Here is a 1,725-nt window from a genome sequence, read left to right as displayed (position 1 = left end):
GGTCCTGGAGGCGGGCGACTTCGAGGACTACTGCGCGGCGCTCGGCCTCGACCCCCGGGCGCCCGCCGCCCGGGTCGCCTACGCGGGCGATCCGGAGCTGGCCGGGGAGCCGTTCGTCTACGCGGGGGAGCGGCTGGCCGAGCTGGTCCCGGTGCTGCTGGACGACCACCGGGCACGGGTGCGCATGTCCGTGGCCTGTGCGGCTCTGCTGGGTGCCGTCGGCGACGACCCGGCCGGCCAGCTCCGGATGGCCGCCGTGATGCGGTACGTGACGTCGGTCTACCTCGCGCTGGCCGAGGGCGCGGGGGAGGGGTGTCATCTGCTGACGCTGCGCTGCCACGGCCCGGAGGACGGCGAGGAGCTCACCTCGGCGGTGGACGTCTGCGTGGAGGAGGGGTTGCTGTACCCCGCGGGGCGGGACGCCGAGGCGTTCTGCGTCACGCTCGCGGCGGGCGTCGCCCTGGGCGGGGAGGGGGCGCTGCTGCTGCACGGCGATCCGTCGGTGGGCGTACGGGTGGACGGACGGAGCGACGACCGGTCCGGCCCGGACGGCCGTCCACCCGCGTCCCCGGCCGGGGAGGCCCGGCCCCGGCCGCCGGTGCGCGGCTGGGCGCTGACCGGCGGACGGCTGCGGCCGATGACCGCGCACGAGGTGTTCGACGAGTTGGCGGACGACGCCGCGCGCGGGCTGCCCTTCCCGCCCGGGGTGGACCCTCGGCCCGGGTTCCCGCTGCCCGGCTTCCGCGATCCCGGGGAAGGGGGTGGGCCGCTGGGGTGATCAGGGCGTTCACCGCCTCCGTGTCCACCACTCCGCCGTCTCCGCATCCACCATGCGGCGCTGGGGACTGTTCATCGACCGCGTGTTCGGGGAAGATTCGGAGAAGATCAACAGCAGGAGCGCGCGGTGCCCCACGCCGCCGTTCCGGCCGCTCCGCCCCGTACCGCGCCCTGCAGGTCCTCCCCGCGCACCGCCGGTCCGGCGAAGCCCGACTGCGAGAGGGGGACGGATGAGCGAGCGGAGCGAGCTCGGCGCCGGGGGGTGCGCGGGGGCGAGCGTCCCCGTCGAGCGCCGCGGGGCGAGAGCATGAGCCCGATCGAGTACAGCGCGGAGATCGCGGAGCTGCTCGGGAAGGTACGGCGGCGCCCCACGGCGGGCTGGCCGTGGCGGCCGGGCGAGCCGGTGCCGGAGGGGCTGCCGGTCAAGCAGTCCTGGGGGTGGCTGTTCGTGCCCGACGGGCGGGTGCTGACGCTGGTGAACCCCCGGGACGGGGTCTGCTCGCTGCCCGGCGGCTCGCTGGAGCCGGAGGACGGTGGGGACCCGGCGGCCGCCCTGGCCCGGGAGGCGGCCGAGGAGGCGCAGGCCCGGATCGGCCGGCCGTACTACCTCGGCTACCTCTACGACCGGGTCGGTTCGGCGAACGGCGGGCACGAGTGCGCGCGGGTCCGGATGGCGGCGGCGCTGCGGTCGGTCGGCCCGAGCACGGCCGACCCGGCCTCGGGCCGGCACTACCGGCGGCTGCTGGTCGCACCGGGCCTCGCCGTCGAACTGCTCGGCTGGGGCGCGCCCGGGTTGCGCCAGGCCCGGGCGGCGGTCGCCACTGCCGCCCGCTGGCTCGGCGTGCCCGCGGCCGCGAACGAGGCGATCGAGGAGTTGCCGGTCGAGGGCTGCACGGTCTCCCCGGGCACCGTGTATCCGGGTGTCGGGTACACGGGTGCCATGCACCC

The 1,725-nt window shown here is 77.0% G+C and carries 2 protein-coding genes; both read left to right on the top strand.

Annotated features, from left to right (window positions below; all coding sequences use genetic code 11):
• Positions 1-778 (top strand): hypothetical protein (locus ACIQOV_RS40325; protein WP_401055968.1); only part of this gene is annotated, 778 nt, incomplete at its 5' end.
• A gap of 306 nt (positions 779-1,084) precedes the next feature.
• Positions 1,085-1,725, top strand: a 641-nt coding sequence (locus tag ACIQOV_RS40320; protein WP_401055966.1) for an NUDIX domain-containing protein, incomplete at its 3' end; no start/stop codon positions are given.

The sequence above is a fragment of the Kitasatospora sp. NPDC091257 genome (assembly GCF_044757675.1).
GTDB lineage: Bacteria > Actinomycetota > Actinomycetes > Streptomycetales > Streptomycetaceae > Kitasatospora > Kitasatospora lactacystinica.
This window is presented reverse-complemented; position numbering and strand designations above follow the sequence as displayed.